Source organism: Colwellia sp. F1, from assembly GCF_056238625.1.
Window position 1 is genome coordinate 1 of record NZ_JBWDLI010000015.1, and the last position, 21,636, is coordinate 21,636.

Here is a 21,636-nt window from a genome sequence, read left to right on the forward strand (position 1 = left end):
GCTGCTCAATTAAACGTTGCCAATCTTCTAGTGTTCTTCTTAGCTTCATAATACCTCCTGAAAAATCAGAGGGTATAATTAAACGAATCAAAATGATCTGCTAGGTGTGGTTACTCGGACGCTTACCAAGTTTATCGGGAATGAAAAAGGCTATCTAAAATTTAATAAGCTCCATTTGATGCTTATCACACTTTGAGTTTCTGATTTTATTGTTAAGTTTACTCACACTAGACATATTATTGAGTCTGAAATTTGTCTAGCTTACTGGACAAACGGAGGTAGAGGGTATCAAGCTAAATGTTATTTTATAGTGCTCTAGTTATGAACTGGCAGGGTTTGTCACAGGTGACTTACTATGATAGTAAAAAGTGGTGGCCCCTCCCCGACTTGAACGGGGGACCTACCGATTATGAGTCGGGTGCTCTAACCAGCTGAGCTAAGGGGCCATTTGTAATATATTGAATCAACTTATTTTCACTATTTAGGGTAAACAGCTTAATTAAGCGCGTGCAGTATAAGCATTTTTTATTTTAATGTCACCTCTTGAATTGTAAAAAACAGAGAAAAAAGGCTCGGTTGTTGTATTAATAATCAAATTGGTAATAATTTTATATTTTCAGGTGCTATTTATGTTTTTATCTATGCTTTAATTATGCTCGGTCGCATTTACTCTATAAAACAAGTATAAAAAAAGAGTAGGCTAGCGGTGCTAACATACTCTTTATTTATTTCATTACGCTTACGTATGGCACGTTATAACCAACGTTTATGTAACTTATAACTTACTCACCATCTAAGAAGCTTTTTAATTGCTCTGAGCGCGATGGGTGACGTAATTTACGCAATGCTTTTGCTTCAATTTGACGAATACGCTCACGTGTTACGTCAAATTGCTTACCCACTTCTTCTAATGTGTGGTCAGTATTCATGTCAATACCAAAGCGCATTCTCAGTACTTTAGCTTCACGTGCTGTTAAGCCTGCAAGTACTTCATGCGTAGCACCTTTTAGGTTTTCAGACGTTGCTGAGTCAACAGGAAGTTCACCACTGCCGTCTTCGATAAAATCACCTAAGTGTGAGTCTTCATCATCACCAATGGGTGTTTCCATTGAAATTGGCTCTTTTGCTATTTTCAATACTTTACGCACTTTATCTTCAGGCATGATCATGCGTTCTGCTAACTCTTCTGGTGTTGGTTCACGCCCCATCTCTTGTAGCATTTGGCGAGAAACACGGTTTAACTTATTAATCGTTTCAATCATATGCACCGGAATACGAATGGTGCGCGCTTGGTCGGCAATTGAACGCGTGATGGCTTGACGGATCCACCAAGTTGCATAAGTTGAAAACTTATAGCCACGGCGGTATTCAAACTTATCAACCGCTTTCATTAAACCAATATTACCTTCTTGAATTAAATCTAAGAACTGTAAACCGCGGTTAGTGTATTTTTTAGCAATAGAGATTACTAAACGTAAGTTAGCTTCCACCATTTCTTTTTTAGCGCGACGGGCTTTCGCTTCGCCAATTGACATGCGACGGTTAATGTCTTTAATGCCATGAATGTTTAAATGGGTTTCTTCTTCGATTGAGTTTAGTTTATAAATACAGCGCTCTACGTCAGCCTCAATGTCGACAAGTTTGGCTGAGTAACTATGCCCTGCTGCTTTTTGCTCTTCAAACCAATTTTTAGAGGTTTCATTACCAGGAAAAATTTTAATGAATGTGGTTTTAGGCATGCCCGCACCCATCACACAATGTTTCATAATTAAGCGTTCTTGAACGCGTAATCTGTCCATAACACTGCGCATATTTTTAACAAGCTTATCAAATAATTTGGGAATAAGACGAAACTCTTTAAAAACTTCGGCTACCGCATCAATTGCTTCTTGTGCATCTTTATGACCACGCCCTTTTTTGTCGATAATCTTATTAGCGTGTTCGAAGGCATCTCGTAATTCAGTGAATTTTTCACGCGCTAATTCAGGATCTGGACCAGTATCTTCTTCCTCTTCAGCTTCTTCGCCTTCTTCAACGTCTTCGTCGCTCTCACTTTTGTCTTCATCATCAAGATCTTCTTTTGATAACTCAGAGCCAACATGTGTTGCGGCTGCAGGGACTTCATCATCTTGGGCGTTAGGATCTAAAAAGCCAACAATAATGTCGGTTAAGCGTACTTCTTCTGCTTCAAAGTTATCCCACATTTCTAATAGGTAGTTAATTGCAGGCGGGTACTCTGAAACACTACTTTGTACTTCTTTAATACCTTCTTCGATGCGCTTGGCGATAACTATTTCACCTTTACGCGTCAGCAATTCTACTGTGCCCATTTCTCGCATATACATACGAACAGGATCAGTTGTACGACCAATTTCGCTTTCTACTGTTGCTAATGCCTGTGCAGCAGCTTCGGCAGCATCTTCATCGGTATTAGCTTCGCTCATCATTAGTGTGTCGGCATCTGGAGCATTTTCAAAAACTTGAATACCCATATCATTGATCATACTAACAATGTCTTCGACTTGATCTGAATCGATAATATCTTGCGGAAGATGATCGTTTACTTGCGCAAACGTTAAATAACCTTGTTCTTTACCTTTGGTTATTAAATCTTTCAATCGAGATTGAGGGGCTTTTTCCATTGACGAGTGTCCACCTATGTCTGGTAAATAAAGTTTTTAAAACTATATTATAAAAAATGGGGTATTAAAAAAATTGCACAAACAAATAAAGCGTGAAATTATAGCAGATTTATGCTGTAATTTCCATCACTGAATTTATCTATTAAGTCGCTACTTATTTTCAAATTATCTTCTTCACTTGATGTCAGTATAGATATTAATACTGATTATGCGTGATTAGCCGTTTAATATTACTTGTAATTCTTGCCTTTCTTGTGCCGTTATTTGCTTCATACGTGCTTTGTGTAGCAAGAATTCCGCTCGTTTTTCAACAAAATCATTAAGCAGCTTTTCAATACTGTCAAGAAACACTTCTGCTGCTGCATTAGCCGCAACATGGTGCTGCCAACACATAAGTTTGGCTAACTGCTTCCCTTGCGTTGTATCTCGAAAGTACTCTAATAATTGTGCTGTTTTTATTGCTGGGTTTTGTCGACACAACTGTAGTAACTGGGTAAGTAAATCAACCCCTGGCACATCCAAGGGTGCTAAAACTGAAATATCACCTAACTCAGCTCCTATATGGGGGTGCTCTAGCAGTAATGCAATGGCTAACCTTATGGGGGTTACTTTAGTTGTCTCGCGTATTACTTTTTTGTTTGGGCTCGCATTTAATTGTTGTAACTCTAGTAAGCGTTTTTCGCTACTCATGCCAAAATGTGCGGCCATTTCTTCGATAATGGCACTTTTTAACATGCTGTCTGGCAACTTTACAATATAAGGTTGCAGCTTATCAATTAATGCCACTTTTTCTTCCGTGGTGTTCGCTGGGTTATCTTCTAGAAATTTGTCAAATAAAAATTGTGATAGTGGCATCGCTTGGTCAAGTATTTGTTCAAATGCTTTTTGGCCTTGTTTTCGTATAAGTGAGTCTGGGTCTTCGCCGTCAGGTACAAAAACAAATTTTAATGAGTAACCATCACGAATTAGGGGTAATGCATTTTCCATGGCACGCCATGCAGCATCACGCCCTGCCCGGTCGCCGTCGTAACAGCAAATAACTTCTTTTACCGTGCGAAACAAGGTTTGTAGCTGCTCTGGTGTGGTTGATGTACCCAGTGAGGCTACGGCATAACTTACGCCATGTTGCGCGAGTGCTACTACGTCCATATAGCCCTCAACCACCACTAAGCGCTCAAGGTTTTTGTTGGCTTGTTTTGCTTCATATAGACCATATAGTTCCTGGCCTTTATGATAAATTCGTGTCTCTGGCGAGTTTAAGTATTTTGGTTTTTCGTCGCCTAAGACTCGACCACCGAAACCAATCACTCGACCACGCTTATCATGAATAGGAAACATGATACGCCCACGAAATCGATCATACGGGCGACTTTTATCGCCTTGTATTGCCATGCCTAAGTCAACCAATTGTTGGTTGGCTTTCCCTTGCGGTGAAAATACTTTTATCATGCCGTCCCAAGCATCACCAATGTAACCAATACCAAAGCGTTTAACCACCTCGCCACTGAGGCCTCTACCTTTTAAATATGCAATTGCTGTTGCTTTATCTGTGGCTTTTTTTAATTGTTGCTGATAAAAGCGGCTCACTTGGCTCATCAACTCGTAATCATCTTGCTTTTGTTGGTAATGTTTTTGCTGTTGTCGCTGCTCTGCTGGGCTGGCATTATTGTCTTCTCGCACAACTTCTACACCGCAATAACTGGCCAGTTCTTCAATGGCATCAACAAAGTCTAGGCGATCAAATTCCATTAAAAATGAAATGGCATTACCATGTTCGCCACAACCAAAACAGTGATAAAATTGTTTGTCTTGACTGACGGTAAAAGAGGGAGACTTTTCATTATGAAAAGGGCAACAAGCCTGGTGGTTTTTCCCTGCCTTTTTAAGCGGTACACGGCTATCAATTAAATCAACAATATCCGTGCGTGCTAATAAGTCATCAATAAATTGTCGGGGAATACGTCCTTTCATATTATTAATCTCTACTACTTTAAAAAGCGAGGGGGACTTATTGTACACAAAACAGCAGCGTAATTGTATGACACCAAGTTGAGTAAGTTGGTCTTCATGAAAACACTGTATTTTGCGATAATAAGCTAGATTCAGTTAAAAAAATACCGCAGTATCTATGACACTGCGGTATTTTATTATGGAGCATAAACTGACGAATGGTGCAGTTTATCTGCCGATTATTAGCAATTAAGCTTGTGCGATAACTGCCAATTTGATGCTAGTATCAACATCAGCGTGTAAGTGAATAGCAATTTCATATTCGCCAGTTTCACGGATTACACCTAAAGGTAAACGTACTTCAGCTTTTGTTACTTCTACGCCAGCTTCTGTGATCGCATCAGCGATATCACGTGTACCGATTGAACCAAATAACTTACCTGCTTCACCTGATTTTGATGCGATGGTAATGTCAGCAAGTTCAGTAATTTTAGCAGCACGAGCTTCTGCTGTTGCTTTAACTTCAGCAAGTTTAGCTTCTAATTCAGCACGACGTGCTTCAAAGTGCTCAATATTCGCTGCCGATGCAAAAACTGCTTTACCCTTAGGTAATAAGAAGTTGCGTGCATAACCTGATTTAACAGTTACCTTGTCACCAAGGCCGCCTAATTTGGCGATTTTGTCTAGAAGAATTACTTCCATAATAAACCCCTTATTAGCTTACTTGTGTAAGTCGGTGTATGGTAACAATGACAAGTAACGAGCGCGTTTAATAGCACGTGTTAATTGACGTTGATATTTAGCAGCAGTACCAGTGATACGGCTAGGAACAATTTTACCACTTTCAGTGATATAGTTTTTTAACGTGGCAATATCTTTATAATCTACAGATGTTGCGCCTTCCGCCGTGAAGCGACAAAACTTACGACGTCTAAAAAAACGAGACATAATATTCTCCGAATTGGTTTTATTTTAATAGTAAAGTAAAAATAAAACGCTAATTAATCATTTCTATATGCTGGGCATGTAATACAAGTAACGGGTTACCGTTTCTTGATTCGTGGCGATTGATAAAACCGATCACTTTTACATTATTACCAGCAACTAATTCACGCGTTAAGTGTGATAACTCACCTGTAGCCACAACCTGTATTCTTACAAACGCTTGTCGCTGCATACCCGCTTCATGTTGAATAGACTTATGGTCTATTGAAAATTGGCTATGAGCAATGCCCGCTGGGCTTATTGACTGTTTTGGTGTTTTCACTACCAAACCGTTCAACACTAGGTTGTTCTCTTGCGAGATCATCACAAATGACTATTCTTCGCTAGCAGTTTCTTCTTCAGAAACATTTGTTTCTTCAACAGGTGCATTGGCTTCTTCTGTAGAAGCTTCAGCGCCTTCAACTGATGCAGAGAAATCTTTCTTAACTTCGCGACGCTCTTCTTTAGCAGCAGCCATTGGCGATGCTTCAGTTACCGCGTCTTTAGTACGCATAATCATGTTACGAATAACAACATCGTTATAGCGGAAAGCAGTTTCTAGCTCATCAATAACCGACTGTGGCGCTTCAATGTTCATCAGAACATAGTGTGCTTTGTGTAGTTTATTGATTGGGTATGCTAATTGGCGACGACCCCAGTCTTCTAGACGGTGGATTTTGCCTTCAGCAGCATCGATCAAGTCTGTGTAGCGCTGGATCATACCAGGCACTTGTTCACTCTGATCAGGGTGAACCATAAATACGATTTCGTAATGACGCATTACGAGCTCCTTATGGGTTGTAGCCTCATTTTCTGGCTCAGCCAAACACCAGTTGAGGCAAGGAACAAAAAGTTCAGGCTGAATTAAGGAGGCGTAGTGTAGGGAAAATAAACAATTAAAGCAAGCGATACTTGCCTAAACCTAATACCAATTGAGTTACCTGCCTTCCTAACAGGGTTCACAACGGCTAGTAAGTCTAAACAAGTACCAACAAAGCCCGATTAATGCGCTAATAAATTTTTAACCCGCTCTGCTAACATGTAATTCACTGGAATAAGAAGTAAGGTAATAAAGGTGGCAAATAAAATACCAAAACCTAGTGAAACCGCCATTGGAATTAAAAACTGTGCTTGCGTTGATTTTTCAAAAAGCAACGGCATTAATCCAATAAATGTGGTTAAGCTGGTCAACATGACCGGCCTAAAGCGCGAAGCCCCTGCAATTAGTACGGCGTTCATTAAATCATTTGTCTCTGCACGTTTTTTATTAATGAAATCGACCAATACTAATGAATCATTCACGACAACGCCTACCAATGCCAGTAAGCCTAATAAACTCATGATGCTTAAGTCTAACCCCATAATCCAATGGCCAACGACCGCACCTATCATACCAAATGGTATGATGCTCATAACAATTAATGGTTGTAAATATGACTTAAAGGGGATCGCTAACAAGACATAAATGATAAAAAAGACAAAAACCAAAGCCCACCCTAAAGAGCTGAAAGATTCTCGTTGTTCTTTTGCCTCACCTTCTAGTGAATATTTAACACCTGGGTATTGATTAATCAGCTCATCTAAATAGGTTGTTAAGTCGGCTTGAAGCACAGTCATATTGGTGTTGGTTTTTTCAATATCAGCAGTAATATTAACAGTTCGGTATAAGTCAATACGGTTGATTGATGATGGGCTTTGCCCTGGTGTTAAGGTGGCAACATGTGACAAGGGTACATTACCACCAAGCGGCGTTGTGATAAATATATTTTCTAAGTTTGCTATGGTGCTGCGTTCTGCTGCGGGTAAGCGTACCATTACACGCACGTCGTCTCTGCCCCGCTGTATACGTTGTACTTCAGCACCAAAAAAAGCGCTGCGTACTTGTTGTGAAACACCAACACGTGTTAAACCAAGGGCTTTGCCTTGTTTTGTTAATTCTATTCGCAACTCTTCCTTACCATCTGACAAACTGTCTTCAATTTCAAATACTGTTGGGTAAGTACTTAAACGTGTTTTAACTTTATTGGCAATTTCTTGCAACGTTGGTAGCGAACTTCCGGTTAACTGAATATCTATTGGGCTTGATGAACGCCCTGTTTCAGCTCTAAAAGTCAGGCTTTCAGCGCCAGGAATAACGCCTATCAACTCACGCCACTCTCGTACCAATGCACTCGAGGTGATATTTGACTGCCTTTCTTCTGCGGGAGTTATTTCAAAGCGAACACTACCGGCGTTAGACACCCCACCGCGTCCTCCGGTGGTAGCTAATATATTAAGAATAACACTTTCGCCAGTTTCTTCATCTCGGTATTTATCTTGTAAGTTTTTAGCTTTATCTGCAATATCAATAACAAAGCTGTTAGTCACATCAAAAGGAGTACCAACAGGAAGTGTTAAGCTCATACGCACTGTCTCACTCGGAATACGTGGGAAAAAGATAAACTTACTCCAACCACTCATCACCAACGAGATGATGACAAAGAATACAGCGACAAATAAGCTCAAGGTGGTTAACTTGTGCTTTAAAGCAACTCCTAACAATGGCTGGTAATAACGCAATATTATCCGTTCAAAGCCGTCAGCAAAACCACGCTGAAAACGTTCGAATTTGCCAGGTTCAGACTGTTCATGACGTAATTTCATGCCTTTTAAGTGGGAAGGTAAAACAAACTTGGATTCTATTAATGAAAAGATCAAGACCGGAATAACCACCACTGGAATTTGAGCAAATATTGGCCCTCTATTTCCCTCAATAAAGGCCAGAGGGATAAAGGCTGCTACTGTTGTCAATATACCAAAGGTAACTGGGGTGGCGACCTCTTGGGTTCCTTTTATGGCGGCTTCACTGCCTGAGCCTGATTTTTTTAAGTGCGTGTATATGTTCTCACCCGTGACAATGGCGTCATCAACCACGATGCCTAGCACCAGGATAAATGCAAATAAACTCATAATATTTAACGTTATACCCATAAATGGCATCACAATAAACGCGCCCATAAACGACACTGGAATACCCACACATACCCAGATAGCAATAGAAGGCCTTAAGAATAACGATAATAAAGCAAAAACTAAGATCAACCCTTGCATTGCGTTCGTGGTTAAGGTGGATATACGCGCTTTTACTATTTGCGAGTCATCGTCCCAGTAACTTAATTCATAACCATAAGGTAAACTGCTTTGTCGCTCTTCTATATAGTTTCTTACTTTCTCAGCGACATCTGTCGCACTTTGTTGGCCAATACGATAAACGTCAATAAAAGCCGCACGCTTACCATTAAAGCGTGTTCTAACGGGGGTTTCTTCAAAACCATCATTAATGGTGGCGATATCGTTAAGCGTTAACATCGACCCGTCACTGTTTGTTTTAATCACAATACGAGCGTATTCGTCCTTGCGGTAAGCTTGTCCTTTTGAACGAATTAAAATATCTCCCCCCTCAGTTTTGATATTACCCGCTGAAACATCACTACTTGAATTGGCAACCGCAGACGAAACTTGGCTGAGACTCAAACCATATTGACGCAATTTATCTTGAGATATTTCAATGGCTATTTCGTAATTACGCACACCACTAAGCTCTAGCTGCGTAACGCCCGGTATTTGCAATAAATCATCACGTATTTGTTCGGTGAATTCTTTTATTTCTTTTTCGCCATAAATACTAGAGACAGTAACGGCTATCACTTCGCGCTTTCGTTCCGCTAGAGCAACCACGGGCTTTTCAGCATCTACAGGAAAAGTATTAATAGCATCAACCCGTGCTTTAATGTCAGCTAACATTTCGCGCGCATCGTAATCAGGGTCAATTTCAACAGTGACCGAAGCTGAACCTTCTGAAGAGCGGCTGGTGATCCGCTCTATGCCTTCTAAATCTTGCACGGCTTCTTCAATTCGAATGGTAACCCCTTGCTCAGCATCCTCTGGAGTTGAGCCACGTAAAGAAACATTGATTGAAATTTTATCGGTGACAAAAGAAGGAAAAACTTCCAACGGAATTTTCGCAGACAAGCTAAACAAACCAAGAAATAAAATGGTTATCATTAATAAGTTAGCAGCGACATGGTTACGAGCAAACCAAGCTATCATTATTTGCTCTCCTTACTTTTGCGCTTTTTATTACCAGGCCTTCTCTTTTGGCTATTTTGGTTAGCGTTTCGTTGTGCCTTGCCTGACCCTTTTCGTTTAGAAGCTGTAGCGCCTGCAATTTCTACTACCGTGCCAGAGCTAACTTGACCAAGAGGTGTTAGCACAAGTTCATCACCTGCAGATAAACCCGATGCAATAATTGCGTCTCGATCATTTTGCCAACGAATGGTTATTTCTTTTCTTTGCAGTACTGTTTTATCTTCTATATTTTCTACAGTATAAACATAGCTACCTTGGTAAATTGAACTATTAGGAATAACTAAGGCTTGTGCTATCGTTTTACCCACTATTTTTGCATTAACATACTGGCCAATTTTAATCGGCGCCACCTTATTTTTATGCGTTATATCATAGGGGTCATCAATTTGTGCAACAACATAAAGCTGCTGAGAACTTTCATCAATTGCCCCCTCGGTTCGAACAATTTCCCCGTGCCACTGCTGTTCCCCAATTAAATCTGAGGTAATTTCAACGCTAGGGCCCTGCAGTTTATTTTTAGTAGCGCGGTATTCTTCGGGTAAAGCGATAAAACTAAGATCTTTGTTATTAATGGGGAGTCTTATTTCGACATAATCAATCGCATAAATATCTGCTAATGCTGTGTTACCCACCACAACGCGGCCAACATCAACCTGTTTTTTTAAGACTCTTCCGGCAAAGGGTGCGACTATTTTTGTCCGCTCTAATAACAACGCTGCTTTTTCTAAATTCGCTTGTGCTGATAACACTTCAGCCTGCGCAGCCGCTAACTGTGGCTCACGTAGAACTAAAGCACTCGGTTGTGCACCGTTGCCTAACCGCTGCCAGTCGAGCAATGCTTGCTTTGCTCTTGCCTCTTCTTCTAGCAGTGCTTGTTTTGCTGAAAGTAAATTTGACTGGCTAATTTTTACTTCCGCTTGATGATCTCTATCATCAAGCTGCACAAGTACATCACCCTTTTCAAAAAAACCACCGTCTCTAAATTGCTGGCTAATTTCTTTTATTTCACCTGACACTTGAGCAACAAGTACACTGCTCGTTCTCGGTTGCACTGTACCAAAGCTGTTGATAGTTACCGGGTACTGTTGTGGTGTTAATGTTAACGTTTCAACACTTATTTTAGCAGCTGGGCTCCCTTGACCTCGATTAGTTTCTGGTGGGTTATTCATAATAAATTGAGAAATAATATAGGTCGCGATAATAATCACGGCTGGTATGATTATTTTTTTAATAGATGATTGTTTATTGGGTTTGTTCATTGACTGGCTTGTCGATTGGTTACTTACTATTGTCATCTTTATTTATCCTGCGCTTGTGCTTTTGGCGTCGGTCTTTTTGCAAAATTACCACCAAGGGCAACATGAAGATTTATTCGGTTAGCGATTAATTGGTTTTTTATTTGAATTACCGCACTTTGAGCGTCGTAAGATCGGCTTTGAGCATCAAGCACAGTAATATAATCTACCAAGCCACTTTGGTATTGTTCAAACGATAAGGTTTGTGCTGCTATTGCGTTCTCTTGTGCTTTAACCATCATTTGGTAGCGCTCTTTTAAACTGGCTTCGTAGGTGATCGCGTTTTCAACATTGGCAAATGCATCATACAAGGTCGATAAATACTCTTGTTCTGCTTGCTTTAGGTCTAAGCGTAATTTTTCTTCATTTGCTGCCAATTTACCCGCATTAAAGAGGGGCATTGCTAAATTACCTAGCAATGACCAGCCTAGCGAAGAGGTTGATAATAAGTCTGAAATATTGGTTTGGTTATCTGATAACGAGGCCGTAAGGCTTATACTGGGAAATCGTTGTTTATGCGCATACGCTAATGCTGAGTCTTTCGCCAGTAGTTGATACCAGCTTGCCACTAACTCAGGCTTTCTGGAGAGTAAATCACTGGGTAAGCCAAAAGGTATGTCTGAGCCAAGCGAGGGTAATTGGGCGTCAACAAATAATGTCCCTTCAGGGTATTGCCCAAGTAATTGTTCTAGCTTGCGTATGGCGAGTGTTTTTTTTGCGTTTTGTTCAGATACCCTAGAGAGCTCACTATTGACTTCATTACGCGTTAAATACACATCTAGAGCACTGTTAAGCCCTTGTTGATAGCCTGACTCAATAATTACTAAATTTTGCTGTATATCTTGGCTACGTTGTTGATAGAGGGTTAATAATTTATTAGCTTCTATTACCGAAAACCATGCCGTAATTACATCAGCAACTAATTGTTGTTTTGCTTGTTCAAAGGTGGCTTTTTGTGCCATTAACTCTAAATTAGCTTGCCGGTTAGCCGCAGATAATTTTCCCCAAAGATCAAGCTCGTACTGTAAATCAAGATCTAAAGAAGCACTCGTGTTATAAGTATTGGTACTATCACTTGATACCGACTTACTTCGGCCATTTCTTAAAGATAAGTCCAGCGAAGGCCAAAGTTCACTGCCTGATATAATTAAATTTTGCTCACTAATAGCGATGGCAAAAGCTTGCTGCTTCAATTGCAGGTTATTCTTAAGTGCAATATCAACAAGTTGATGAACTTGCTCGTTGGCTAATTGGTCAAACCAACCCGTTGCGACTTCTGTACTTAATAAGTTAGTTGACCAGTTAGCAGGGACATGTGATTGCTGTAAATCATCTGCTAAGTAAGAAGATGAACTACAAGAAAATAGCAGCATGCTAAATGCCATAATATAAAGTGATTTAAGGGCAACAGCCATAAAAAATAGCCTTAATACTGTTTGTTATCTGCTTATGATGGTGGGTTATTTTAGTTGAGTTTTGTTATTAATTTCTAGTTAATTTACATAACATTACAAAGCTAAAAAATTTTTATCACTCCATATTTAGTCAATTGCTTTATGGTTGAGTACTCGCGCTAGCTCAACAGGTAAGCTTTAAGTATCTGTGGCAGTTTTTAAACAATAGATGTCTTGATATCATTTTAGTAAATACCGATAGTCACAAGCGTGTAACTATCGGTATTGATTGGCGTGCTATAAAGGAATTACTTGGTCGTTAATTGTTAATTTGCCTTGGGCAAAGTTAACGTTAAAGCTTAACTCGTCCTCATTTTTTAGCAATAAATCTTGTTCTATGTATAGTTCAACCGTTGATGTTAAGCCAAGATCGGCAAAAAAAGGCATAGGTGCTTTAGCGTTCGCATGCACTTTTACTGCGGGTATAATTGACATAATGTTGGCTGTATCAAACAAAGCGGCATCGACACTGAGTTGCATAAATGAGGTGATTTTTCCTGTGGGTGTTTGCACGCTCAAGTCTTTCATTTCAATCTGTGGCTCATCAACTAATAATTGGCCAACTAGGGCTGATAACTCTTGTTTTTTTTCTGGACTAAATATGGCTTCGCCCTTAGCAGACAAGTCAGACATAAAAGTGTTAATTTCTTGCATTACTTTGTAGTTCAACCCGTTAAGTACAATATCTAGATTCGCGCTAGTTAAGTGTTGCTCCGCCGTTATAATTTCATCAGCCTGCGTATTAATCGTAATGGTTAGCAAGTCATCATCACGGCTTGCTCGTGCTTTCATCAATAAATTATCAAGTGAATGGACAATATTACCTACTTCATCTTTTTCAGCTAACGCACTGATTGAGAAGTTAAAATCTCCGGTGGATATAGCATTGCCTTGGTAATAACTGCCGGCAATAAGTGTTTGGTCAAGTGAGAAGCCCATCTCAGCTAAATTAAAGTGCTTACCGCCTTTGCTCACGGTTAAGCCAGCCCACGAAAAATCGCCGTAGAGTCTTTTATTATCTTCTATTGTGAATTGTCCGGTCGCTTTAGCAGAGGCTATTGTATTGCCGTCAACTTCTTTCGTTATGTCAGCGATAGCCACTTTAGCAACAATGTTTTTCGAGAAGGTAATCAAGCCACTTAGCTGAACGTGTTCATTAATAAAGGTTTTAATTTCCTCCCCTATTAATGGCGTTTTAACGTTGATGCTGGCGTTAGAGTGGCTTAAGCCGAAAGTTAAACCGTCATCTGTCAATATGGCAGGCCCAAACGACAACGCCTCTTCAACCACTAGCGTAATGTCTTCAATACCTTCCTCTTGCAAAAGAATGGTTATTTCTGTTTGGGCTTTACCAGTAAACCACTGACGCGAAAAAGCCGTTGAGTTAATGACAATTGCAGGGTTGTCGTTAAGCTTTTTAACTCCTGATTGATGTTCAGTTTCAACCACACTGCCAATAAATACTGGCGCAATTAACATGGTAGCAATGAGTAATAACATAACAATAATGAGTTTTTTCATGTAAGCATCGTCCTTGAGGGTAGATCAGGCATGGGGTTAAAATAAGTCGTATTTTTAATCTGTGATTTTTTATAAAGTAAGCGAGTTAACAGCATAATATTATAACAATAAATGCTGCTTTACACCGAGCGCTGTCTAACCATTTCAAACAAACAAATACCCGTTGCTACTGAAACATTTAAACTAGAGACACTGCCTGCCATGGGCAACTTTACTAATTGGTCGCAGTTTTCACGTGTTAGCCGGCGCATTCCTTTACCTTCTGCGCCCATAACAAGCGCTATAGGGCCGGATAGTTTAACATCATAAAGGCAGGTGTCTGTTTCACCCGCTGTGCCGACTATCCATACGCCCATTTGCTGTAAATGCTTCATAGTGCGCGATAGATTAGTCACCTGCACTAGAGGTACTGTTTCTGCAGCGCCTACGGCAACTTTACGGACAGTTGCGGTTATTTTAGCCGCATTGTCTTTAGGGACAATTATTGCTTGCACACCGGCAGCATCGGCATTTCGCAAACAAGCACCTAAATTATGAGGGTCTGTAACACCATCGAGTATCAGTAAAAATGGAGGTATATCGCGTTTTTCGGTTGCGTTAATAATATCGTCTAAATCATTTTCGGTAAGGGCTTTACCTGGTTTTATCCGTGCAACAACACCTTGATGTTGTTCACCGTTACTTTTCTCATCAAGTACACGTCTTTGCGCCATTTGAGCAGATATTCCGTATTTACGCGCTAGGTTAGTAATAGGCAATAAACGCTCATCGTCACGCCCTTTTAAGAACCAAATTTCTATAAAGCGCTCTGGTGCACTGGTTAATAGTGCATTCACTGCGTGAATACCAAATACTATTTCTTCATGTTTTGCCATAAGTTTTGCCTTTGTCACACTGCGGATAATCACGGTTAAAATTAGATTTATGCCCATGAAAAATGAACGCAATAACTGATAGTTAAGTCATTGCGTTACCCCTAATAGGTTTACTTTTTATTTTTTGCTTTTTTTCTCGCGTTTTTACCTGGGCGCTTTTTACGTTCACTGCGTTTTTTTACTTTTGCCTTAACTTTACCCGCGACTTTAGGTTTTCTTTTAGAGGCCTTTTTATCTGCTGTTTGGGTTTTACCGTGCTTACTTTTAATTTTACTTTGACTGGCGCGTTGACTTTTATCTTTATTTTCGCCTTTTTTGGCTTTACTATTGCCTTGCATCAAAAGATCTATTTTCTTTTCATCCAAGCTCACTGCCGCTACCTGCACGGTAACGACATCGCCAACCCGGTATTTAATACCGGTGCTTTCACCGGTTAAACACATGCGTGCATCATCAAAGTGATAGTAGTCTTGGCCAAGTGAAGTAATATGTACTAAGCCTTCAATATGTAAGTTGTGCAAACGAACAAATAAACCAAAGTGCGTTACTGTGCTAATAACACCCGTGAAATTATCACCTACGTGGTCTTGCATAAACTCACACTTCAACCAATCATTTACATCCCTACTGGCTTCGTCAGCGCGACGCTCTGTCATTGAGCAATGCTCGCCTAACTCAACAACTTCTGCTAGCTTATAGTCGTATGCTCCAGCATTGGCATCACTGTCGGTGTCATGCTTTGCTTGCGCGCTTAAAATACTCTTTATAACACGGTGGACAACTAAGTCTGGATAGCGTCTGATAGGGGAAGTAAAGTGGCTATATGACGCTAACGCTAAACCAAAGTGACCTAAGTTGTCACTTTGGTATACAGCTTGGCGCATGGAACGCAATAGCATGGTCTGAATCAGTTCTTGATCAGGACGGCCCGCTGTTTTTGTTAAAATATGACAATAATCTCTTGCCTCAGGCGCTTCTCTAGTAGGTAAAGTGATACCCAACTCTGACAGGTAGCTCACAAAGGCATTATATTTCTCTTCGCTAGGCTTGTCGTGTACCCGAAATAAGCCTGGTTTATTATGCTTTTCTATAAATTTCGCAGTAGCAACGTTGGCTAAAATCATACACTCTTCAATAATTTTATGTGCATCGTTACGAATTAGTGGCACAACGCTTTCTATTTTTTTATCTTCATTAAATAAAAATAACGTTTCTTCTGTTTCAAACGCAATGGCACCACGCTTTTTGCGAGCGTCGCTCAATGCCAAGTACATGTCTTTTAAGTTTTCTAAATCAGGAACAAGTGCTGAGTACTCTGCTCTAAGTGCCAGCCCTTCTTTAATTTTTAGCTGTGCGCTGTCACTGTTGTTTTCATCTGCTGTAGTAATAGCTTTTGTATTAACATCCAGTATTGCTGCCACTTTACTGTAGGTAAAGCGTGCATGAGAACTCATGACTGCTGAATAAAATTCACTGCTTGATAACTCACCTTCACGCGTGACTGTCATTTCACAAACCATACAGAGTCTGTCAACATTGGGGTTTAGCGAGCACAAGCCATTAGATAGTTTTTCCGGTAACATGGGAATAACTTGGCTAGGAAAGTACACTGAATTACCACGTGAAATAGCCTCGTCATCTAATGCTGTACCGTGCCGCACGTAATAACTCACATCGGCAATCGCCACCCATAAACGCCAACCACCATCAGCCTCTTTTTGACAGTAAACCGCGTCATCAAAGTCTCGTGCATCTTCCCCGTCAATAGTAACAAGTGGTAATTGTCGTAAGTCTCTGCGGCCTAACTTCGCCGAGGCTTCTACTTCATCAGCAATAGGAGCAATTTCAGCTGCTACCACATGTGAAAATTGATGCGGTAGATCATGAGCGCGTAAAGCAATTTCTATTTCCATGCCGGGAGCCATATGGTCACCTAGCACCTCCACCACTTCACCAATAGCCTGCGAGCGTTTTGTCGGCCTATGGGTTAAGTTAACCACCACCATTTGCCCATGGCGCGCACCTAGCTTCGCTTTTGGGTCTATCAGTATTTCTTGTTTAATTTTATTGTCTTCTGGTACTACCATACAAATATGTTGTTCAACATAGAAGCGCCCGACAATTGGAGTTTTTCTCGGCTCAACCACGTCAATTATTTTAACTTCTTTTCTGCCTTTTCTATCACTGCGGTCAACCAGAATGGCTTGTACAATATCCCCATGAAATACACGTTGCATTTCATAAGCTGATATATAAAAATCTTTACCGCCACTGGCAGAAGGTTCGTTTATATTGCCTGAGTATTCTGGCGACAAAAAGCCAAACCCATCACGGTGGCCTAATACTTTACCCGTGATTAAACTATTCTTTGCCGGTATTGCGTATTGCTTAAATTTAGTAAAAATAAGCTGACCACTATTTTCCATAGCGCGTAAACGCCGCTTTAAACCTATAAGTAAGTGCTCTTCTTCATAGTTAAGCGTTTTAGCAAGGGCGTTAAAGCTAGGTGGTGGCGAGCTTTTTTCAATAAGTGATAATAATAGCTCTCGTGATGCTACTGGTTTTTCATATTTTTTAGCTTCGCGTTGCGCGTGGGGATCGTTTAAGGTCACAATAATTGATTACTTTAATAGCTGAAATAAGAACGGGTTAATCTTGAGTATATCACAAACTTTCGCTGTGAAAGTTAGAAAATAAAAGGGAGTAAAAATAACGCGTTTAATTTGTATAGTCTGTTTTTTTAGCTTTATTGACTATATGTGCTGGCATTTTTTGCGCGAGCTGACGCTTTAATTTCGCTATTTTTTTATGGGTTGCTTTATCGTCGGTCAGTGCATGATGCAGCTGTGAATATAGCTCAGGGTAATCAAGTGGGCTACCGAAGCCTTGTTGATAAATGCTCGCTAAACGCATTTGTGCTGCTAGACTGTTCATTGAGGCGGCAGCTTTTAGAAATCGAATTGCTTGGTCAATATCTTTTTGCATAAATCGGCCAATATGATAATAGCGCCCCATCTGTTCAAGGCCTTCTGTTAGGCCTTGCTCTGCAGACAAACGCATAAAATGCACCCCTAATTCAATATCTTTTTTCACGCATACGCCATACGCTAGCATATCACCCCATAAGTATTGGTAAGAGGGCATTTCAGAAATTACCGCACGCGCTTCGATATCTTGCACCAATTGACAGTCGTCTAATACGACTTGACCAAGGTGTTTATTTTCTTTGATTAGCTCAAGTAATTGATCATCCGTATAAATTTGTACTGCGGTTAAGTTTTGCCCGTACACAGTGGGTAAAAAGCTGAGATAAATAAAAAATAGAAAAGCTCGCATACAATCTCCAAAAAATACGCCGAAAAAGATAAAGTGTAGGCTTTCACGTTAACCTTGTTTAGGTTATCGGCCATACTGTATAAAACTAAACAATTAACACTAGTAACTATAACACGCAATCAAGAGCATGATTAAGCACAGCATAAAGCATACAAAATTGTATGCAATTAAAAGGCCATGACGGTTCAATGTGAATGGTTTTCGCCTACTTACGTCATTTAAATAAACAGGTAATTGTGACGTTATATAAATCTCGCTAATATTACCTACGGTGTATACTTTAAGTAATTACGCTTACTGGCTTTAAAATAGATGATTGTAGAAAAGCAACTGACGCAATTAAATGTCGGTGACTATGTCACCGGTATTGCTAAGCAAAGTGGTACTTTTTCATTAAAAGCACCAGGGCATATTAAAAGCATCAAGGTTATTAATCACTTAAAAAGTAATAATGTCATCTCTGTCTATATAGACGATGAGAAAAAAGCGCCGCCCCCCCACTAAAGACAAGACACAAATAGCGGCAGAAATAAAACAAGCCATTGAAATAATTAACGAGTCAAAAGACATTCATATCTATGGTCGTATGATTGCTATTTGCGATATATTTGACGCATTAACGGCAACGCGTTGTTATAAAGATGGTTTTTCACATAATAAGTCTTTTGCTATTTTGCGAGCGCTTGCTAAAAGTAACCATCTTGATGGTCAATTAGTTGACCAATTTATTCACTGTATCGGTGTTTTTCCTATTGGTACACTAGTGCAGCTAGCATCAAAAAAGCTTGCTGTGGTAGAGCAACGTAACCATAGTGACTGGAGCAAGCCTAAAGTACGCTCTTTCTATAGTGTAAAGTTAAGGCAGTACCTTAACACGCAAGATATTGATTTAGCTGACACCGATGATTATATTGTAAAGTCGGTAAAACCGGAAGAATTTGACCTTGATATGAATACAGTGATTGAAATGCTGCTTATGCAAGGGTGATCGGGCAAGCTTCTATCTCCTTAAGTACTTACGCAAAACAAAACACACTTGGTCAACAAGGGCTTATTAATTTGGTATCATAGCTATAGTGTTTTAACTTATTATTACTGGCTCTTCTTACATGTCTGAAACGAAAACAGCATTAAAACGTCAATTAGCGAGTTTAGTTGAGAATTCCCGCATTAATGCTGATATTGCGCAAAAGCTATTTGAAATAGAAACGCAGATTTTACGTTGTAAAACAAGCAAAGAGCTACTGCAACAGTTATTAACGTCTATTACTGACAAGTTTACTTTAACCAGTATACATTTATTATTAGCAGAGCCGCTCCCTATTAGCTATGTGCTCAGCGGTAATTTGCAGTCATCGTGGCATAAAGAAAACTGCCAAAGTATTACTATTGAAAAGCTACAACACTTACACCCTGAACGAAAACCATTGCTTATTAATGACATACACCACATTAGTACAATACTACCAGCAGTATTAGTTAAAAATGCCTTATCAATCGCATTAATTCCTTTAGTTATTGAGGACAAGCTGTTTGGTAGTTTAGTGTTTACTGATCAAGATAAAAATCGTTTTCACCCTGAGTTAGGCACAGTGCATTTAGAGCAACTAGCAGTAAAAGTAAGCTTATGCTTGTCAAATGCGCTGGTTAGAGAACAATTAGAATATATGGCGCATTACGATAGATTGACAGGTGTTGCTAACCGTCGTCTTATGGAAATTTCAATTAACGAAGAGCTGGTTCGTCAACGTCGTTATAACGTCCCCTTTTCGTTACTGTTCATTGATTGCGACAAATTCAAGCAGATCAATGATACTTATGGTCATGAATGTGGGGACACGGCACTCAGGTATGTTGCCACACAACTACAAGCGCTGGTTCGTGAAAATGATAAATGCTTTCGCTATGGTGGCGATGAATTTGTCATAATATTAGCTGGGCAAACCTACCAAGAAGCCAGAATAGCGTGCCAACGACTCACGCATTATTTTCAACACAACCCTATGCCCTATCAAGGCTCACATTTGGCAGTTACTATTAGCTGTGGCGCTGCAGCTAGTGATGGTAAAAAGACTATGGATACTTTATTACAGCAAGCTGACGAGCAATTATATTTGCACAAAAAAGCCGAGATAACATAGTTATATCGGCATTGCTACTGTATAGGTAATGGTACAGCTAATATATTGAATAGCGGTACTCGTTAAACACTGCGGGTGACAAAGGCCGTTAGCTTAAATAGAAAAAGAAGAGCCACAACCACACGTGGTAGATGCATTAGGGTTATTAACCACAAAGCGACTGCCTTCTAAGCTTTCAAGATAATCCACTTCGCCGTCAACCAAATATTGCAGGCTCATTGGGTCGATAACCATAGTGACTCCTTGCTTTTCTATGGTCATATCACCGTCATTTATTTTTTCGTCGAAGGTGAAACCATACTGAAAACCTGAGCAGCCACCACCCGTCACATAAACCCGTAGTTTTAGCGCGGGGTTCTCTTCCTCAGTGATTAAAGACAATACTTTGCTCGCCGCTGAATCGGTAAATTTAATTGGTAGTTCTGGAGTTGAGATAGGGTCAGACATGAAACTCTACTTTTATTTTAAAAGAATAGGGTAAAATCAAGGTAATTATACCAAGTCTATTATGATACTTCCTCTTTTTTATTGCAGAGAAAGTGTATACTGCAAGCATTATCTTAAACCCGACTAATTTAGTCAAGTATTATTATTTAATCAATATGCCATACCACTGTGTGATCAAGCTTGTGATATTTTTGCCATTTGTTTTTGGTTAATATTGCTGTCAGGTTTATTTTTTCTGGTATAAAATTTTCAGGTAAGACAAAAGTCCCTGTCAATACTTGGAAATACTTAAAGCTAAATGATAAGTCTGCTCTGGTTGTCGCAGAAATGTCAGCGAGTGCTAGCTGACTAGGCTTATCAGATAAACTCCCTGTGATCGCTAAGTCGACATAGCCTTTTGCGTAACGTTTTCTTATTTTTTGCTGCACTAAAGTGATTTGAAAGTCATAATGGTTAGGGCTTTGACTAGCAGTAACTTTAATATTATCAATAACAACGCCATCAGCTTCTTTTTCTGGCGCCATGACTTTTTCATAAAAGGCTAGCGCTTTTTTTACTTGGTAGTGCTCAAGCGACATTTCTTTTAAGGTTTGTTGCGCATTCTGGTTTGCTAGCTGCTCTATTGCAAGCTCGACTTCTAATGTATGAATAAGCTCAACTTGGCTTGATTGCTTCTGGTACAGTTCTTCTAACCGTATTTTTTGCTTTTCCAATGTCGCGGCTTGAAAGTTATGATAAAAATTCCCCATTCTATAGCCAACAAAAACACAAAGGGCAATAAGCACAAGTAAAAAAAAAGCTGACTTTAATGGCCCTAAACGTTCAGCAACAACGGTAAGATTTATTTTTGCTAACCAATTCAT

The 21,636-nt window shown here is 39.8% G+C and carries 18 protein-coding genes and 1 tRNA gene; 3 read left to right on the top strand and 16 right to left on the bottom strand.

What is annotated here, in order from left to right:
- Positions 1-369: 369 nt before the first annotated feature.
- The 14 genes from AC0UA9_RS13720 to AC0UA9_RS13785 all read right to left on the bottom strand — a co-directional run bounded on the left by AC0UA9_RS13720 (position 370) and on the right by AC0UA9_RS13785 (position 18,185).
- A tRNA-Ile gene (locus AC0UA9_RS13720) sits at positions 370-446 on the bottom strand.
- Between the two features lie 336 nt (positions 447-782).
- Complete coding sequence (gene rpoD, locus AC0UA9_RS13725) at positions 783-2,642, bottom strand: RNA polymerase sigma factor RpoD (protein ID WP_475660670.1); 1,860 nt, start codon at positions 2,640-2,642, stop codon at positions 783-785.
- Positions 2,643-2,858: 216 nt separating this feature from the next.
- A complete protein-coding gene (gene dnaG, locus AC0UA9_RS13730; protein ID WP_475660672.1) occupies positions 2,859-4,613 on the bottom strand; it encodes a DNA primase in 1,755 nt (584 codons plus the stop codon).
- Positions 4,614-4,841: 228 nt separating this feature from the next.
- Positions 4,842-5,294, bottom strand: a complete 453-nt coding sequence (gene rplI / locus AC0UA9_RS13735; RefSeq protein ID WP_475660674.1) for a 50S ribosomal protein L9 — start codon at positions 5,292-5,294, stop codon at positions 4,842-4,844.
- Positions 5,295-5,312: 18 nt separating this feature from the next.
- Positions 5,313-5,540 carry a 30S ribosomal protein S18 gene (rpsR, locus tag AC0UA9_RS13740; RefSeq protein WP_159821572.1) on the bottom strand — a complete coding sequence of 76 codons (228 nt, stop codon included), beginning with the start codon at positions 5,538-5,540 and terminating at the stop codon, positions 5,313-5,315.
- 49 nt (positions 5,541-5,589) lie between these two features.
- On the bottom strand, positions 5,590-5,901 hold the full coding sequence (gene priB / locus AC0UA9_RS13745; RefSeq protein ID WP_475660850.1) for a primosomal replication protein N: 312 nt from the start codon (positions 5,899-5,901) through the stop codon (positions 5,590-5,592).
- 9 nt (positions 5,902-5,910) lie between these two features.
- Positions 5,911-6,357, bottom strand: coding sequence for a 30S ribosomal protein S6 (gene rpsF, locus AC0UA9_RS13750; protein ID WP_475660676.1), 447 nt, complete (start codon positions 6,355-6,357; stop codon positions 5,911-5,913).
- 221 nt (positions 6,358-6,578) lie between these two features.
- Positions 6,579-9,665 (bottom strand): efflux RND transporter permease subunit, encoded by a 3,087-nt coding sequence (locus AC0UA9_RS13755; protein WP_475660679.1) that lies wholly within the window; start codon positions 9,663-9,665, stop codon positions 6,579-6,581.
- Positions 9,665-10,963 (bottom strand): efflux RND transporter periplasmic adaptor subunit, encoded by a 1,299-nt coding sequence (locus AC0UA9_RS13760; RefSeq protein ID WP_475660852.1) that lies wholly within the window; start codon positions 10,961-10,963, stop codon positions 9,665-9,667. Before AC0UA9_RS13760 ends, AC0UA9_RS13755 begins: the two co-directional genes overlap by 1 nt.
- A gap of 38 nt (positions 10,964-11,001) precedes the next feature.
- Complete coding sequence (locus tag AC0UA9_RS13765) at positions 11,002-12,414, bottom strand: efflux transporter outer membrane subunit (protein ID WP_475660681.1); 1,413 nt, start codon at positions 12,412-12,414, stop codon at positions 11,002-11,004.
- Between the two features lie 276 nt (positions 12,415-12,690).
- Positions 12,691-13,974 carry a DUF945 family protein gene (locus AC0UA9_RS13770; RefSeq protein ID WP_475660682.1) on the bottom strand — a complete coding sequence of 428 codons (1,284 nt, stop codon included), beginning with the start codon at positions 13,972-13,974 and terminating at the stop codon, positions 12,691-12,693.
- A 119-nt stretch (positions 13,975-14,093) separates the two neighbouring features.
- The gene (gene rlmB / locus AC0UA9_RS13775; protein ID WP_475660685.1) at positions 14,094-14,849 is read right to left on the bottom strand and encodes a 23S rRNA (guanosine(2251)-2'-O)-methyltransferase RlmB; all 756 of its coding nucleotides are present in this window, start codon (positions 14,847-14,849) and stop codon (positions 14,094-14,096) included.
- 110 nt (positions 14,850-14,959) lie between these two features.
- A complete protein-coding gene (gene rnr, locus AC0UA9_RS13780) occupies positions 14,960-17,461 on the bottom strand; it encodes a ribonuclease R (protein ID WP_475660687.1) in 2,502 nt (833 codons plus the stop codon).
- A 106-nt stretch (positions 17,462-17,567) separates the two neighbouring features.
- On the bottom strand, positions 17,568-18,185 hold the full coding sequence (locus AC0UA9_RS13785) for a tetratricopeptide repeat protein (RefSeq protein ID WP_475660689.1): 618 nt from the start codon (positions 18,183-18,185) through the stop codon (positions 17,568-17,570).
- A 312-nt stretch (positions 18,186-18,497) separates the two neighbouring features.
- Here AC0UA9_RS13785 and AC0UA9_RS13790 point away from each other — a divergent pair, with 312 nt between their 5' ends.
- From AC0UA9_RS13790 to AC0UA9_RS13800, 3 genes are all read left to right on the top strand, one after another.
- Entirely contained in the window at positions 18,498-18,689 is a 192-nt protein-coding gene (locus AC0UA9_RS13790) for a hypothetical protein (protein WP_475660692.1), read from the top strand.
- A complete protein-coding gene (locus tag AC0UA9_RS13795) occupies positions 18,661-19,173 on the top strand; it encodes an HD-GYP domain-containing protein (protein WP_475660694.1) in 513 nt (170 codons plus the stop codon). The genes AC0UA9_RS13790 and AC0UA9_RS13795 overlap by 29 nt, the downstream gene beginning before the upstream one ends.
- Before the next feature lie 121 nt (positions 19,174-19,294).
- Entirely contained in the window at positions 19,295-20,326 is a 1,032-nt protein-coding gene (locus tag AC0UA9_RS13800; RefSeq protein WP_475660696.1) for a DUF484 family protein, read from the top strand.
- 93 nt (positions 20,327-20,419) lie between these two features.
- On the opposite strand, the gene erpA is transcribed toward AC0UA9_RS13800, so the two are convergent.
- Entirely contained in the window at positions 20,420-20,773 is a 354-nt protein-coding gene (erpA, locus tag AC0UA9_RS13805; protein ID WP_475660698.1) for an iron-sulfur cluster insertion protein ErpA, read from the bottom strand.
- A gap of 146 nt (positions 20,774-20,919) precedes the next feature.
- The gene (locus AC0UA9_RS13810) at positions 20,920-21,636 is read right to left on the bottom strand and encodes a DUF6776 family protein (protein WP_475660701.1); all 717 of its coding nucleotides are present in this window, start codon (positions 21,634-21,636) and stop codon (positions 20,920-20,922) included.

What these genes read in the sequence shown, in the direction of transcription:
- AC0UA9_RS13765 (WP_475660681.1), bottom strand. Translation starts at nt 12,414, where the DNA reads ATGGCTGTTGCCCTTAAATCACTTTATATTATGGCATTTAGCATGCTG.
- rpsF (WP_475660676.1), bottom strand. Translation starts at nt 6,357, where the DNA reads ATGCGTCATTACGAAATCGTATTTATGGTTCACCCTGATCAGAGTGAA.
- dnaG (WP_475660672.1), bottom strand. Translation starts at nt 4,613, where the DNA reads ATGAAAGGACGTATTCCCCGACAATTTATTGATGACTTATTAGCACGC.
- rplI (WP_475660674.1), bottom strand. Translation starts at nt 5,294, where the DNA reads ATGGAAGTAATTCTTCTAGACAAAATCGCCAAATTAGGCGGCCTTGGT.
- AC0UA9_RS13790 (WP_475660692.1), top strand. Translation starts at nt 18,498, where the DNA reads ATGATTGTAGAAAAGCAACTGACGCAATTAAATGTCGGTGACTATGTC.
- AC0UA9_RS13800 (WP_475660696.1), top strand. Translation starts at nt 19,295, where the DNA reads ATGTCTGAAACGAAAACAGCATTAAAACGTCAATTAGCGAGTTTAGTT.
- AC0UA9_RS13760 (WP_475660852.1), bottom strand. Translation starts at nt 10,963, where the DNA reads ATGAACAAACCCAATAAACAATCATCTATTAAAAAAATAATCATACCA.
- AC0UA9_RS13755 (WP_475660679.1), bottom strand. Translation starts at nt 9,665, where the DNA reads ATGATAGCTTGGTTTGCTCGTAACCATGTCGCTGCTAACTTATTAATG.
- priB (WP_475660850.1), bottom strand. Translation starts at nt 5,901, where the DNA reads ATGATCTCGCAAGAGAACAACCTAGTGTTGAACGGTTTGGTAGTGAAA.
- rlmB (WP_475660685.1), bottom strand. Translation starts at nt 14,849, where the DNA reads ATGGCAAAACATGAAGAAATAGTATTTGGTATTCACGCAGTGAATGCA.
- erpA (WP_475660698.1), bottom strand. Translation starts at nt 20,773, where the DNA reads ATGTCTGACCCTATCTCAACTCCAGAACTACCAATTAAATTTACCGAT.
- AC0UA9_RS13795 (WP_475660694.1), top strand. Translation starts at nt 18,661, where the DNA reads ATGAGAAAAAAGCGCCGCCCCCCCACTAAAGACAAGACACAAATAGCG.
- AC0UA9_RS13770 (WP_475660682.1), bottom strand. Translation starts at nt 13,974, where the DNA reads ATGAAAAAACTCATTATTGTTATGTTATTACTCATTGCTACCATGTTA.
- rpoD (WP_475660670.1), bottom strand. Translation starts at nt 2,642, where the DNA reads ATGGAAAAAGCCCCTCAATCTCGATTGAAAGATTTAATAACCAAAGGT.
- rpsR (WP_159821572.1), bottom strand. Translation starts at nt 5,540, where the DNA reads ATGTCTCGTTTTTTTAGACGTCGTAAGTTTTGTCGCTTCACGGCGGAA.
- AC0UA9_RS13785 (WP_475660689.1), bottom strand. Translation starts at nt 18,185, where the DNA reads ATGCGAGCTTTTCTATTTTTTATTTATCTCAGCTTTTTACCCACTGTG.
- AC0UA9_RS13810 (WP_475660701.1), bottom strand. Translation starts at nt 21,636, where the DNA reads ATGAATTGGTTAGCAAAAATAAATCTTACCGTTGTTGCTGAACGTTTA.